General features: G+C 41.4%; 16 protein-coding genes. 6 read left to right on the forward strand and 10 right to left on the reverse strand.

Annotation, left to right across the window (positions count from 1 at the left end):
• Positions 1-102: 102 nt before the first annotated feature.
• A complete protein-coding gene (locus ACQKMH_RS16625; RefSeq protein ID WP_081092540.1) occupies positions 103-264 on the reverse strand; it encodes a YvrJ family protein in 162 nt (53 codons plus the stop codon).
• A gap of 156 nt (positions 265-420) precedes the next feature.
• Between ACQKMH_RS16625 and ACQKMH_RS16630 the strand changes: the two genes are divergently transcribed.
• A complete protein-coding gene (locus ACQKMH_RS16630; protein WP_427588602.1) occupies positions 421-1,044 on the forward strand; it encodes a sigma-70 family RNA polymerase sigma factor in 624 nt (207 codons plus the stop codon).
• Positions 1,037-1,252, forward strand: a complete 216-nt coding sequence (locus ACQKMH_RS16635) for a hypothetical protein (RefSeq protein WP_427588603.1) — start codon at positions 1,037-1,039, stop codon at positions 1,250-1,252. Before ACQKMH_RS16630 ends, ACQKMH_RS16635 begins: the two co-directional genes overlap by 8 nt.
• Before the next feature lie 65 nt (positions 1,253-1,317).
• Here the strand turns inward: ACQKMH_RS16635 and ACQKMH_RS16640 are convergent, their stop codons facing one another.
• From ACQKMH_RS16640 to ACQKMH_RS16650, 3 genes are all read right to left on the reverse strand, one after another.
• Complete coding sequence (locus ACQKMH_RS16640; protein WP_427588604.1) at positions 1,318-3,687, reverse strand: penicillin acylase family protein; 2,370 nt, start codon at positions 3,685-3,687, stop codon at positions 1,318-1,320.
• 225 nt (positions 3,688-3,912) lie between these two features.
• Positions 3,913-4,353: a hypothetical protein gene (locus tag ACQKMH_RS16645; RefSeq protein WP_427588605.1), complete on the reverse strand. Its 441-nt coding sequence runs from the start codon at positions 4,351-4,353 to the stop codon at positions 3,913-3,915.
• Between the two features lie 237 nt (positions 4,354-4,590).
• On the reverse strand, positions 4,591-5,454 hold the full coding sequence (locus tag ACQKMH_RS16650) for an STAS domain-containing protein (protein ID WP_427588606.1): 864 nt from the start codon (positions 5,452-5,454) through the stop codon (positions 4,591-4,593).
• Between the two features lie 146 nt (positions 5,455-5,600).
• On the opposite strand from ACQKMH_RS16650, the gene ACQKMH_RS16655 reads away from it, so the two are divergent.
• Entirely contained in the window at positions 5,601-5,744 is a 144-nt protein-coding gene (locus ACQKMH_RS16655) for a hypothetical protein (RefSeq protein ID WP_230159444.1), read from the forward strand.
• Positions 5,745-5,850: 106 nt separating this feature from the next.
• On the opposite strand, the gene ACQKMH_RS16660 is transcribed toward ACQKMH_RS16655, so the two are convergent.
• The 4 genes from ACQKMH_RS16660 to ACQKMH_RS16675 form a co-directional block, all read right to left on the reverse strand.
• Positions 5,851-6,180 (reverse strand): hypothetical protein, encoded by a 330-nt coding sequence (locus ACQKMH_RS16660; protein WP_427588607.1) that lies wholly within the window; start codon positions 6,178-6,180, stop codon positions 5,851-5,853.
• A 99-nt stretch (positions 6,181-6,279) separates the two neighbouring features.
• Positions 6,280-7,473, reverse strand: a complete 1,194-nt coding sequence (locus tag ACQKMH_RS16665) for an MFS transporter (RefSeq protein WP_427588608.1) — start codon at positions 7,471-7,473, stop codon at positions 6,280-6,282.
• Between the two features lie 160 nt (positions 7,474-7,633).
• Positions 7,634-8,956, reverse strand: a complete 1,323-nt coding sequence (locus tag ACQKMH_RS16670; protein ID WP_427588609.1) for an APC family permease — start codon at positions 8,954-8,956, stop codon at positions 7,634-7,636.
• 374 nt (positions 8,957-9,330) lie between these two features.
• Positions 9,331-10,158, reverse strand: coding sequence for an undecaprenyl-diphosphate phosphatase (locus ACQKMH_RS16675; RefSeq protein WP_290370600.1), 828 nt, complete (start codon positions 10,156-10,158; stop codon positions 9,331-9,333).
• 153 nt (positions 10,159-10,311) lie between these two features.
• On the opposite strand from ACQKMH_RS16675, the gene ACQKMH_RS16680 reads away from it, so the two are divergent.
• Entirely contained in the window at positions 10,312-11,055 is a 744-nt protein-coding gene (locus ACQKMH_RS16680) for a glycerophosphodiester phosphodiesterase (RefSeq protein WP_427588610.1), read from the forward strand.
• 60 nt (positions 11,056-11,115) lie between these two features.
• On the opposite strand, the gene ACQKMH_RS16685 is transcribed toward ACQKMH_RS16680, so the two are convergent.
• The gene (locus ACQKMH_RS16685; RefSeq protein ID WP_057278019.1) at positions 11,116-11,319 is read right to left on the reverse strand and encodes an alpha/beta-type small acid-soluble spore protein; all 204 of its coding nucleotides are present in this window, start codon (positions 11,317-11,319) and stop codon (positions 11,116-11,118) included.
• A 167-nt stretch (positions 11,320-11,486) separates the two neighbouring features.
• Between ACQKMH_RS16685 and ACQKMH_RS16690 the strand changes: the two genes are divergently transcribed.
• The gene (locus ACQKMH_RS16690; protein WP_427588611.1) at positions 11,487-12,773 is read left to right on the forward strand and encodes a glycosyl hydrolase family 18 protein; all 1,287 of its coding nucleotides are present in this window, start codon (positions 11,487-11,489) and stop codon (positions 12,771-12,773) included.
• 274 nt (positions 12,774-13,047) lie between these two features.
• On the forward strand, positions 13,048-14,040 hold the full coding sequence (locus ACQKMH_RS16695) for a potassium channel family protein (RefSeq protein WP_427588612.1): 993 nt from the start codon (positions 13,048-13,050) through the stop codon (positions 14,038-14,040).
• On the opposite strand, the gene ACQKMH_RS16700 is transcribed toward ACQKMH_RS16695, so the two are convergent.
• Entirely contained in the window at positions 14,037-14,441 is a 405-nt protein-coding gene (locus tag ACQKMH_RS16700) for a YugN-like family protein (RefSeq protein WP_230159437.1), read from the reverse strand. The two genes, ACQKMH_RS16695 and ACQKMH_RS16700, sit on opposite strands and share 4 nt — an antisense overlap.
• Positions 14,442-14,662: the final 221 nt, after the last annotated feature.

Here is a 14,662-nt window from a genome sequence, read left to right on the forward strand (position 1 = left end):
AAAATTACCATTGTGCCGATTTTTTTATACCCGAATTCCGGACCCTTTTTTGAATAGAATCCGAAACTCGGTTTTTACTACCTAGCACATAACGTCCTGAGGTTATCGTTTCGTTTTATGAGCGGACTTTTTTAAGTTCTCTACGTCCGTTGTCAGTTCTTTTAATTGTTTACCGAAGCGGAAGAGCAAAAACATAGAAACGACGAATGGATAGCCAAATTCGCTAACTAATGACACCCACACAGTAGCATCCTCAATCATCATCCTCTTCACCCCTTTTCTTGTATCTGATATCTAAAGTGAAACATGTTTAAAAAAATCAATCTAGCACTATTGATTTATAGATAAAAGAACGAATGTTCGTATATAATTGATTTATTCCACTTGTCCATCACTTTATTAATTAAAGGAGGGATAGCAATGAACCAATTAACCGCTCATTTCTTTTCTCATTCATTGGAATTTTTACAGCAACAGTACTCATCTTTCTTTGAACAACCGATCATTCAAGTATTTTTACAGAACCCAGAGCATATGAAGATTCTCAGAGAGACTCTTGATTCCCCTTCTTCTCACAACATTTATCATCTCAACGAGACTTTCAAAATTTTCTATTACCGGGCGAAGGTTTACAAATACATGTGCTCCCTAATTTACTTTTTCTCCGTTGATTTTGATAAAAGGGCACGGAAGCAGCGGGAACGCTATCGAATGGTACTGGATGCAGCGCCGAGGGATACTGGCGGAATAATTGATCGAATCGGAACTTTGGACCTTCAACTTGAAAATATGGGTGAAACGAATGAACTCTCCTCACACATAAGTGATGAAGAAATGATAAAAGCCTTAAAGAACTTAACCACCAAACAAAGCCTGGTGTTGACCATGATCTTTTCGTACGGCCTATCCAACAAGGAAATTGCTGCGTATTTCCATGAGTCGCCACAGAATATCTCAAGTATCCGTAAACAAGCTCTCAAAAAACTTCGAAAGCACTATATGGATGAGGTATATGCTAGAAAGGAGAAAAGCCATTGTGGATAAAAAACTCTCAAAAGAGGAATTGTTGAATCTAATTGATTCTTTGAATCCTAAAATAAAAAAATCGTTATTAAACACAAACTATCAAGACCGGAATGACCTGGAACAAGAAATTAAGCTCAAAATCATCGAGTCATATGAAAAAATCGCTGCAATCGAGGCTCCTAATTTCGAAGAGTTCCTTACTGAGTTCTTGACTAGGCAAAAATAATAAAAAAAGTACCACGTCCAGAACATGCTGGATTTGGTACTTTTTTTATGAAAAATATTCGTTTCTCAGTATGATGGATTCATTGTCAGCTTATCCCCTTTTGGATCGGCTAATACGGTTTTGTGATAAGTACCTTCTGCCCAATCATCAAGCTGATCGTGGTACCATTCGCTTTTAACGTTACCCGATTGGCCCGGGCCAACGAGGTGATAGGCCTGACTCATGTCGGATAGGTCGATGACAAATCTCCAGGCCCCCCCATGATTAACGGTTCCGTCATCTAAAAATGCCGCTGCCTGTACGGTGACACTGCTGCCGCCGACCGGCAATCCACCGCCGCTGTTAAACAATAGATTTAACGGGGTGACACTCGATAGCGGGTGGTTAAACCTTACCTGATGATAGTCTCCCCATTCCCAATCAGCTATATCGTCACCTTGTGATTCTTCCAATTCCCCTAACGTCTCCTGCAACGACTTTGCGAGTACCTGTTCCAGCCCGCCTGCCTCTTCAATCCAAGGACCTGGCTTCCCGTCCAGTGCCCGTCTCAGCAGTTCATCGACTGCAGAACGTCTTCCATTAAAGAGGTTGAGGGTTTCCTCAGGTATTTCTTCTGTAAACAGAACTTCCCCTATTTTTTTCATCCAGACATTAAATATCATCGGTGCCGCTTCATCAACGGAATCAATATGATTCCATTTCTTCAGAATCCTTAGAGCCTGGTCTTCCTGTTTACCCGATGAGCCTTTCAATACCTCCAGAAATTGAGGGACAAACTCCTTAGCTTGCAGATTCACCTGATCCATCTGCAGACTTTGCATATCCTCTGCCGTAAGCTTTTTATTGGCCTTTAAAAACTCCTGTATCCTCATCTGACGGTAAGGCTGTGCCCAGTTATTGCTGATATGGTACGGGTAATCATCAGAGATGACTTTATTATTGGCTGTCGAAATGAACCCTTCTTTTGGATTGATCGTTTTTGGAAGTTCATCAAATGGAATATAGCCTTTCCATTCATATTCATCTGTCCATCCAGGTACAGGCAGCATACTATCTCCTTTTTTCCGGATTGGGATCTTGCCGTTCGCCTTATAGGCAATGGTCCCATCGACCGAGGCAAAGACGAAATTCTGTGCCGGCGTTTCAAATTCCAAAAGTGCCTTTTCGAATTCTTTCCAGTTTGCCGCTTTATTCATATTCAATACGGCTTCAAGCTCGGCAGATGGATCAAGTGCCGTCCACCTTAATGCAAGCACAGTATCTTTTCCGCTTTTGCCGGCAAACTCGGAGACAACCGGTCCATGGCGGGTAACCGTCACTTTATAGTCAAGTGTCTTCCCATCCTTCACCTTGATCGGCTCGTCCAAGATTTTTGCTTTTTTCCATTTATCTTTGAAGGCAAATTCCATCTCATTTTCCGGGTTTCTCTTTTCAATAAACAGATCCTGGACATCCGGACCTGTATTGGTCACACCCCAAGCGATCTTTTCGTTATGACCAAGAATGATTCCCGGAACCCCGGCAAAGATAACACCGCTCACATTGACTGACGGTGCCTCCAAATGCATTTGATACCAAACGGACGGTGTAGCTAACCCTAGATGAGGATCGTCTGCCAAAAGCGGCTGACCGGAATCCGTTTTCTTACCCGATACGACCCAGTTATTGCTGCCGTTGAATTCATAAGGAATAACGGCCCCAGCGAAACTTTTTTCAATATCCAGTTCTTCCTTACTTATGATATAAGGAGCGTTCTTTGGATAATTCGGGAATAAATCATACGCTTTTTCCTTTGGGAAAGTTTGCAGCAAATACTGTCTAAACGCCTGATCTTCCCAGTTCCCGCCTAAATCAAAAGCCATATATTTACCGATGGTGAGCGAATCGACGGGTGTCCATGGCTCTGGTTCGTATCCAAGTAAAGTGAACTCGACCGGCCATTTTCCATTCTCCTTCAATTCATCGATATAAAGATTGACCCCTTCTGCAAATACATCCAAGGCTTCTTTCCCGTCACTTGTATATTCTGCATATGAGGCTTCAGCTGCCCGCCTCAACCCAAGTGTGCGGAAATATTTATCATTCTTGACGGTTTTCTCACCAATCACTTCACTCAATCTTCCTGACGCCTGACGCCTGCTTAAATCCATTTGAAATAAACGGTCTTGTGCTTGGATGTACCCTTGTGCTAAATATAAATCATGTTCATTTGCAGCGTTAATATGAGGGACACCACTGGAATCCCTCACAACCGTAACCGTTTCCAAAAGACCTGGAAGCGATATTTCCCCCTTTGTTTCCGGCAAGGGTCTTGATAGAAATACATTTGCTGCAATCAAGACAGACAGCAAAAGTAAAATCAGGATTCCAAAACTCCATAGTGCACGTTTTCTCCACTTCCGTTTTGGTTTTTGCTGGGGCACGGCAACTTCCATCAATTCATCTCCCTTTCCCTATAAAACTCTCTCTTTCTTTCTACTTAAGGTATTCCGCATTTCATCCCAGCTTTCCTACCAACTTCCCAACTTTCTCTCTTTTCCTTCAAGAATGATAGCAATTTTTTGATTTTCTAAAAGGGAGGATTAAATTATTTTCACGATTCCCTATAAACGTTGATCGATACAAAAACACCGATACTATGTATCGATGTTAGGGGAAGGTCAGCTATTTTTAATTATGTATTCAATCACTTTATCTACATCATCGGAATAAAAAAGGGCCTTATCAAAGTCATGGGCCGCCTTCGTCTCGGCTTCCATGTATTCAACCATGGTAAGTAAACCAAAGAGCCTCTTCCATTTATGGTTTTTCTCCAGAAGTTTTCTTTCCCTTTTTATATCCTCTGGTATGAATTCGTTAATGATAAAACAAGGGCCTGAAAATGCGGGGTACAAAAAACGGTCGTTCAAGTTGCGTAATTTTTCTTGATCCCATTCCACCCTGACCAAATCGGATATGACCGACACATTTTGGACCGATTCGAGAATGCGTTTTGACAAAGCATCATATTCTTCGTCTTCTAATCCGTTATCTGTCATGATCCCTATACAATACCATTTTTCATCCGGTTCCAGATCATCATTTTTCTTCTTGAAAAACACTCTTCATCCACCTTCCTTTAAACCTTATATGACCCATCTGTTTGGGAATTGTTTCTGTATGTGTCTCACCATTCACGTTTTTTCCATTCGTTACAAGAGCGGGGTATGTGCAACATGCTCTTTCCGCCATTTCACTATACCATGAAGAAATATCATTAGGATGATAAAAGGATAAAACTCAAACTCCATAAATACTTCGTCATACAAAAAAAGATATCCTGAAAAAGGATATCTCCATCATATTGGTTGAATTGCCAGTCCTCTTTGTTTAAAGAGGTACTCCATAGCCTGCGCGAAGGATAGAAAAGCTTTTACCTGGTTAGCAAAATCTAATTTTACAATTTTTTTCACCACATCGGGAGTAAAACCGACAAACATCGTTTCCGTTCCCATCAACGACAGTGCCCCCACCAATTGATCGAGCAGGGAAAGTAAATCACTTTCCTTCGTAAAGGTAATGCCGGAGAAATCCATGATCAATACTTCCGCATGAAAATCTGAACATTTTTGCAGTACCGTCGATTGCATCGACTCCATTCTCCAATCATCAATGCGCCCGATCAACGGTATGAGCAGGACATCCTTTAATACGGTCTGAACGATCGGAGTTGCCAATTCTTCCATGACTACTTGGTTTTCTTTTATCTTCTTCAAAGAATCATTTGCCGCTTTTGCCATTTCTTTATAATGATTCACATAACTAATACTCACACAATGAATGTATTGGTCCAGGATTGCATCAATTATCGAACTTGCCTTTAGCAAAATTTCAATCGAGTAATAACGGTTGCTTACCTCTTCTTCAATGAAACTCCAGAATAGGTTACGCACCAGCTGAGCTTCCTCAATATTCTTATCTAAAGGAACACCCATATCCACGATGCGCTTTCCAATTGTCATGCCCGTTACTTTCATACTTTCCATCGCTTGTGCCTTACCATGAATCAAAGCATCTGCATGAATTTGAATGAGCTGTGACCTTACCTCTTTGCTTGTTTCGAAGTCAAGGAGTGGGTCCTCTTCTTCAAACAGCTCGATATGTTCCACTAAGATATATTTGAATTTTTCAATTTTTTCACCGATCATTCTTAATTCTTCCATGTAAACCTCCCATACAGGGCTTTTATCACATTTTATCAAATTATTAATGATTAAGGATATAAAATCCTTCTATTACCAATATGATAATAGACGTTTACCCTTTTCTTAAAAAGGGTAAACGATATATATAACTTGGAGGGATTACCATGAAAAAAGATCAACAAGACTTTGAATCCGAAAACATGAGCGATTTAGTCGAACTGATAAACAGTAAAAATAACAGCCGCAGGATCTTGGATGTACTACGGCGTAATAAAAAGGATAAAGGTAAAAGCAAAGATAAAAAATGAAAAAGCCCAGTCCAACATGGCCTGGGTTTTTGAATGCATAAAATAAAAGAGCTGAATTCGTTTTTTAAACAAACTCAGCTCTTCCGCCATTATTTACTGATCGGCACTATCTTTTTCTCCGAATTTCCTTCACATGATTTCCCTCGGTAGTTATATAGACTGTTTCATCAATTTTGTATGTTAAATAACGGTCACAATCTATTTCCAACGTTTTCCCATTGCTGAACTTCATTGCGCAATTGGAGCCCTCTTCGGTTTCCGTCACATCAATGACTTTGTTCGTCTTAAAACCGACCGCCTTGCCATCGGAGAAATGAGGATAGTATTTTTCAACAATCTCCACTTTTTCCAACCTGCCCGGACTTGTTAAATATACAACGAATAATATAATTAAAACGGCTATTAACCCAATGAGAATTACTGCTTTTCGTTTCACTCTATCTATTACCCTCTTCTCTTATCAATCTATTATTCAATTTCCATTTTCACTAGATTATATTCAGGATTCCGGAAAATCATGATAGAAAAGATCATTTTATTTAGCGATTTTCACGTTTTCCACCATTATGGCACAAATAGCCGCCAGAACGATTAGAATGGATACAGCCGAGATGACCCCTCCCCAGCCGAATCTCATCAGAAATAAACCGCCTGATGCCCCAACGACACTAGACCCAGCATAATAAAACAGTAGATATAAAGAGGATGCTTGGGCCTTTTCACTTTTTTCGGCTAAACTTCCAACCCAGCTGCTCGCAATTGAATGAGCTCCAAAAAAGCCAAATGTAAACAGGGCAAGCCCGAGTATTTTCAGTATAAGCGGATCCAATAACGTTAAAAGGGCCCCCACTAGCATGATTGCGATTCCGGAAAGAAGAACGAGCCTCCGACTATATTGATCCGCAAGCTTCCCCATCCATGTAGAACTAAATGTTCCAACAAGATAAATAATGAAAATGAAGCCGATCAATGTCTGTGATAAATGATATGGCGGTCCCATTAATGGTATACCCACAAAGTTATAAACCGTAACAAACGAGCCCATTAATAGGAAAGCCATACCGAATAAGAGTACTAGTCTGCTATTTCTTAAGTTATTAATCAGAGATGCTTTTATTCTCGATACTGAGACTCCTGCGCGGACAGCATGATGCGAAGGAGGAAGCATCCACCAAAAAGCCAGACTGATGACTAAACTTAAAGCTCCAAGGCTGCCAATCGCTATGTTCCATGAGAAGTGATCAGTCAGGACCCCTACAATCAGCCTGCCAGCCAATCCTCCGATGCTCGAACCGCTCACGTATATTCCCATCACATAGCCCAGACTTTTCGGATGAAATTCTTCATTGATGTAGGCCATGGCTATTGCCGGGAATCCAGCAAGCACAGCTCCTTGAATCGCTCGTATTGCAATCAGGATGTATAGGTCATCTTGGATGAAGCTGACACATATGGATAACAAAGCAGACAACGTGAGCGCTGTCCCCATTATTTTTTTCCTATCGATATTTTCAGAGAAAAAGGAAACAAGCAATAAACAAATAGCAAGCGTTCCTGTTGCAAAAGATAATGTCAGACTTGCCATTGCCGGAGAAACGGCGAATTGCTTGGCGAATACCGGAATGACCGGTTGCGTGCTATATAGATCGGCAAACGTTACAAAGCTACCAAGAAATAAAGCCAAGATTGTCTTCCTGAATGATTTACCAGCTGGCTCGATATAATTCACGTTAATTCAGACCCTTCACTTTTAAACTTTTCCACTATGTTAATACGAACTGACTAAGTTGTCTATTTCTCCACGTATGGCAAAAAGGCAAGATTAGTACCAGCAAGCGCTTCTTCTTCATAAAAAAATCCCTTCACTGCGCGGAGTGAAGGGATTTTCATTAATATGACCGTTTATCATTACGCTCACTTTTTTTAAGCAGCCAGTACACAGGCATACCTATAATGAGGATGATCACCGAATACAGGGCATTTAAAGGTGTTTGAATTAATGTGCTTAAAACAATATATATCGCACCAGCAATCGCCACGATCGGAATCAATGGGTAAAACGGTACTTTATACGTTTTCGCATCCGGATCTTTCTTCCGTAAGATGAAGACCGCAAAGAAGGCTAAACCATAAAAACAGAAGACCGAGAAGACGGCCATATTGGTAAGTTTGTCAGGGTCTGTCGCAACCATCATGATGATTGCAATGATCACTTGTAATACCGTCGCATTTATTGGTGTTTTAAACTTGGGCGATATTTTCCCGATTTGCTCATGGCCAGGCATCATTTTATCAGTCGCCATCGCCAATGTTATGCGCGGAAAGGTCAGAAGCTTTCCGTTCAAGCAACCGAAGATTGAAATCGCTATTCCGATTGATATCAATTTTCCGCCCAATTCACCAAATAGAAGCGTTGCCGCTACATTCGCTGCATTCGTACCATGAGCTATGACTCCCTCTGCTCCCAATACATGAAGCATGGCAAGGTTCACAGCTAAGTAAGCGACCATGACCACGACTAATCCCGTTATGATTGCTCGCGGCAACGTTTTCTGCGGGTTTTTCATTTCTCCTGCCATGAAGCCGACATTCATCCAGCCATCATACGCCCAAAGCGTAGCCAAAATCGCACCGGCCATACTGATTTTCATAGAACCTTCACTGTTGATATTGAATACAGGCATATCACCTTGTGCGATACCGAACACTGCTATGAAAATGATGGGGATCAATTTAGCAACGGTCGATATGGTTTGTATCATACCGCCGTATTTTGTCCCCAGCAGGTTCATGCCTGCTATAAATACGATCGTAATAACTCCTATTGCCAATGCGTAATCTGAAGAGATATTAAATATCCCTGCCAATAACAACCCGAAGTATAGACTGAGTGCGCCCATGACTGCAGGCCCATATACCAATGTTTGAACCCAGCCGCATAGAAATCCCCATGCTTTTCCGTACACTTCTTCCATATAGACGTATAAGCCTCCCGTTTTAGGAATCCGTGTACTCACTTCCGCAATCGTCAATCCGCTTGCCAGGGTAATTAGACCACCAATCAACCAAGCTAACAAGCCCATGGTTGAATTACCGCTTAACTCAAGCACGTCACCAGGTCTCATGAAAATACCAGAACCAATAACTGTACCAACTACAATAGATGTTCCAACCCAAAAGCCAACCGTTTTCTTCAATTGGTCATTCCTCATGATGTCCTCCCCAGGTGTACACATGTACTTATTTTATATTAAAATTATATCATATAAATTATATGAAAATAGTTTATTCAATAGTTAGAATCTTCTCGCGAATAACAAGAACCATTGATATTACTGTGCTCGGGGTGCTATATTACATTTAAATTTTTTTACTAATTATGTCTGAAACTGCACTTAAAACCGAATATTTTTTTCAATACAAAAGATTATTCAATTTTTTTATCAAAAATTACGAATTAAAAACCCCTAAACATAATAATCATTCGTTATATTCTTTCGGTAATTCTAAGCGTTTTTTTCGGGCATGAAAAAACCACCCCATTTAAACAGGGTGGTTTCACTCCTCTTTCAAGCTTCGGTTCGTATTACCAAATAATGAATAGAAGCACAACTGCCAAGACAATCCGGTAGATGGCAAATGGAGTCAATTTAACTTTATTGATTAATTTCAAGAAAAAGCGGATGCAGAATAATGCAAAGATAAATGCACTGATGAAACCAGCGATAAAAAATGGCAAAACATCAGGTGTGAAGAATTCCCAATATTTCACGATTTTCAACAGACTGGCACCTGCCATGATTGGCACTGCCATGATGAACGTGAAATCGGAAGCAGCCCGATAGCTCATACCTAAAAGCACACCACCGGAAATCGTTGAACCTGAACGGGAAAATCCAGGCCATAATGATAAACATTGGATTAACCCAACTCCAAGGGCTTGTTTATATGTGATTTGGTCAACCGTTTCAGCAGTCAACCTTGGACGGAATTTATCCGCAGCAATCATCAATAACGCGCCAAGGAACAATCCGACGATAACCGTCTTCATCGTAAATAAATTTTCATCGATGTAATCTTCGAACAATAAACCTAAAACCGCAGCCGGTAACAAACCGACGATGATCTGCAATAGGTTTAGCTTTTTGCCCTTCACAGCAGATGTGTCCTTCAATCTCCTTAAACCAAGCAAGTCCATGAACCGCCCCCAGAAGAGCACCACTACAGCCAGTATCGAACCAAGCTGGATGACCACCTTGAACGCATTGGCCACTTCACTCCCGTAAAGCTCGCTCGACTTCAGCCATAAATCATCGACGATAATCATATGCCCTGTGGACGATACAGGAGCAAATTCAGTTAATCCTTCAACAAGTCCAAGGACAACCGCAACAAAAATTTCCCACATATTCATTATTTTCACCTCATAATTCGAACACCTATTTATGGAAATACCATTAGTTATTGTACTCGTTGTTTAAATCATTGTCTATTAAACATAGCTGAAACATTTTAAGGGTATATGTATGATAGGTTCTAGATAAAGTTTAAAGGGGAAGTGATGAATTTGCAAAGCATAAAAATTTTCGCCCATAGAGGGTCCAAAGGGACTCACCCTGAAAATACCATGGCCGCCTTTCAAAAGGCTGCAGAAATCGGTGCCGAGGGAATCGAGTTCGATGTCCATCTTAGTTCTGATGGGGAATTGGTCATAATTCATGATGAAACACTTGATCGAACGACCTCCCTTACAGGGTATGTAAAAGATCATTCGGCACAAATGCTGAAAACGGCGGATGCCGGGGGTAAATTCTCCAAGGAATTCCTTGGAGAGCCGATCCCTTTTTTAACGGATGTTTTCGACTGGGCCAGGGGTAATGCACTTTTGATGAATATCGAAATAAAAACGGATAAACTCGCTTACGAAGGAATCGAACAGAAGATTATAGATGCAATTCGTCAATATCGAATGGAAAGCCGGGTGGTCCTTTCCTCCTTCAACCATGATTCGATTGAAAAAGCGAAGGTGCTTGCTCCAGAACTTGAACGTGCTTTATTGTTCGAGGGGCTTCCTGATAACTTCGAAGAAATCTTAAGTAAAAAAATGGAATCCGGTTTTCATCCTGATAAAAATAGCCTCACTGAAGCCATAGCTGAAGCGGCAAAAAAACTTGGATACAAAATCCGGCCTTGGGTCGCCAATGATGAAACGGACATCATCAAGCTTGCTAAGATGGATGTGGACGTTATCATGACAGACTTCCCTGAAAAGGCAATCAAGATTTTAAAGGCTTGGCAGGCAACTAGCTGAACAATGCGAAAGAGAAGGAGCGATGCTCCTTCTCTTTCTAATCCATTTTTATTCAGTTAATTAACGAGAATATCCGCCTAATTGTTGCTCAGCCATTTGTACTAAACGTTTTGTGATTTCCCCACCAACAGATCCGTTAGCGCGAGAAGTAGTGTCAGCACCTAGGTTTACACCAAATTCACTAGCGATTTCATTCTTCATTTGTTGTAGAGCTTGCTCTGCACCAGCTACTACTAGTTGATTGCTGTTATTGTTGTTTGCCATGTATTTTCACCTCCTACTAATATTAATTAGCATTTTAGGCTTAAATTATTATTGCCAATTTATTGAATTATTTTTTCTTTTCGATTCCTTCAATCCAAAGCTCTTTATCATGAATTTCTTTTTATGCTCATAAACTGTTAGGAAACTTTCAGTAGGAGGGAAAATAATTGCAAATACATGTGGTTAGGCCAGGCCAGACGTTATTTGGCATCGCCCAGACGTACAGCGTAACCGTCGATCGGCTCGTGGAAACAAATAAGATTCCTAACCCAAATAATCTTGTTTCGGGGCAGGCCCTTGTCATTCCAATTGTCGGAAGCTATTATTTCGTTCAACCGGGTGATAGTCTTTATTCCATTTCCCAAAAGGTTAATGTCCCTTTTCAAGAATTGGCAAAAATAAACGGCATTTCCGAAAATCAGTCCTTATCCGTGGGATATCGGCTCTATATTCCGGCACGTAAAAAAAGGACCGCCGAATTCAACGGCTATGTCGAGCCGAGGGGTACGACCGTTGCACCTGCCCTTGTGACGGCCGCAAGAGAGGCTGCGCCCTATTTAACCTACTTAGCTCCATTCAGCTTCCAGGTGCTTCGTGACGGCTCCTTAAAAGAGCCATTACTCGATGATTTCCCTGCCATCGCCAGGGAAAACAAAAATGTCTTAATGATGGTGATCACGAATCAGGAAAATGACCAATTCAGCGATGAGCTCGGACGAATCATCTTAACGAATACTTCCGTTCAAAATAAGTTTCTGAACAATATCGTTGCAACCGCGAAGAAATACGGTTTCAGGGATATCCACTTTGACTTTGAGTTTTTGCGGCCGACAGATAAAGAAGCCTATAATCAATTTCTCCGAAAAGCCAAGGAGCGATTCAAGAAAGAAGGATGGTTCATTTCAACGGCACTTGCCCCGAAAACAAGTGCGGAACAAAAAGGACGCTGGTATGAGGCACATGACTATAAGGCACATGGTGAAATCGTCGACTTTGTTATCATCATGACTTACGAATGGGGATATAGCGGCGGACCTGCAATGGCAGTGTCTCCAATTGGACCTGTTCGCGATGTACTCGAATATGCCATCACCGATATTCCCGCCAACAAAATCCTGATGGGTCAAAACCTATATGGCTATAATTGGACCCTGCCTTTTGTACAGGGATCCACAGCCAAGGCTGTAAGCCCTCAGCAGGCCATCCAAATTGCAGCGGCCAATAATGTAGCCATCGAGTATGATGAAACCGCACAGGCCCCACATTTCAGATATACAGATATTGAAGATAAGCAGCATGAGGTATGGTTTGAAGATGCCAGATCGATTCAGGCAAAATTCGATTTACTTAAAGAACTGAATTTGAGGGGGATGAGTTATTGGAAACTCGGCCTATCCTTCCCGCAAAACTGGCTGCTCATCAGCGACAACTTTAACGTACGCAGAAGGGTTTGAGAACAGAATGAGCCTCTCCTCAATTTCTTGGAATGCCAAAGCGTAAACGGGCATATAATCCATTAACGAGCATGAAGTCCAGGTTCAGGATACGTGACTCAACCACAAAAGCCTTCCGGCGTTTTCCGGAAGGCTTTTGGCATTTTCCCGTATTCAAGTTGCAGTTTTCCAGGTTAATTAGCAGGAATTCATAACTCAAAGTTTTCCGCCTTCACCTTATGAGCAAAGCTTTTTTTGACCATACTAAAAGGAACAGCTTAAGGGGTGTGAAAACATGATTCGAATCAGTCCATTCAATAGCGCCTTTCCTAGAATTCCCCGTATCATTAGATTGCTTTCCATCATCGCGTTATTTTTGCTCTCATTCGGGATAGTGATTCACCTTGTGGAGCCAAAGAGATTTCCCACCTTACTTGATGGCATCTGGTGGGCAATCGTGACGATGTCAACGGTAGGTTACGGAGATTACACGCCTGTGACCAATCTTGGTAAAGTCATTGGGATCATCCTCATATTGTCCGGTGCCGGCCTGGTCACCTCTTATTTTGCTTATATTGCTAAAATGTCCATTTCCACCGAACAGCAATTTTTAACGGGAAAGAAAGAATTCAGTGGCGGCGGTCATATAATCATAGTGGGCTGGAATGAACGCTCCAAGAGAATCATCCAAAACATCCATGACCTTAAACATCATCAATCCATTGTCCTTATAGATGATACGCTGCAAAAGCACCCGCTTCCAAGAACGAATATCCACTTCGTTCAAGGAAAAGCTACATTGGATCCCGTTTTGCAAAAAGCTAATATCAAACAAGCCATACGTGTCCTTATCACAGCGGATCTCAAGCAAGACGAGCTGCAAACGGATATGTTCTCGATATTAACATTACTGGCCGTCAAGGGCATGAATCCGAGTGTTTATTGTCTTGTGGAGATTTTGACTTATGAGCAAAAGGGAAATGCTTTGCGGGCTGGAGCGGACGGGATCGTCGAAACGAATAAATTCGCAAGTGACTATATGCAGGATCGCTTATCTAAAGGGATTCTTGGGGACGCCGATGGGCAAAATGAAAGGCATGGATTGAACGTCAAAGAGCTGCCCCTTCAGATGGAATGGGCAGAATTAACCTTCAAACAGTTGAGCGTAAAGCTAATTGACAAGAACATCATATTGGTCGGTATCATTTCAGGAGGCAAGACAATCATCAAGCCCCCTCTTGATGTAATCATACATCTTAATGATACCCTGCTGATCATTGAAGATTAATGTAATAAAAGCTTTTCCAAATCACGGACAAGCGATTTTCCATAAGAGATATAGTTCTCCGGAAATTCAGCATCCGGATCTTCCGGTTCAGCAAACTGATTGAAGGAAGCAGAGAGGTTACCGATATTCCCTTCATCGTCAACACCATCCTCGTATTTATGAGATAACAAAAACGGTTGTAATAGTTCCACCATTACCCCATCCTTATCGAGTGAACCATCAACAGCCTTGAAAGGAACACGTAAGAACTGGTATCCATCACTGTCATCCATTTTATAATCAAAAGATCCGTGATCATAATCCCAGCCTCCGCCGATCACATAGCCTTCCGGTTTTAACTTTGTTTCCAGATCGAACAGCCCGAATGTTTTCCCTTCCAACTCAGAAGAAACCTTAATCATTGTAAAAAACCTCTTTCGCTAATTTTCTATTAGCATAACCAAAAGGTCATTAAAAAAACCTGGATTGACCTCATTCTTCCCTTTACATAGCATAGAGGAGATCGGGCCTCCTCAATAATTTCCAAGCTCTTTTCACCTTGTTGCTTCCTTCAACTTCACTAATTGCAATGGCTGGATCTCTCATCTCGATTTAGCTCATTTCCTGTTGTATCCCATTTAGT

Origin of the sequence: Peribacillus sp. NPDC097895, from assembly GCF_050277555.1 — a bacterium.
Lineage (GTDB): Bacteria > Bacillota > Bacilli > Bacillales > DSM-1321 > Peribacillus.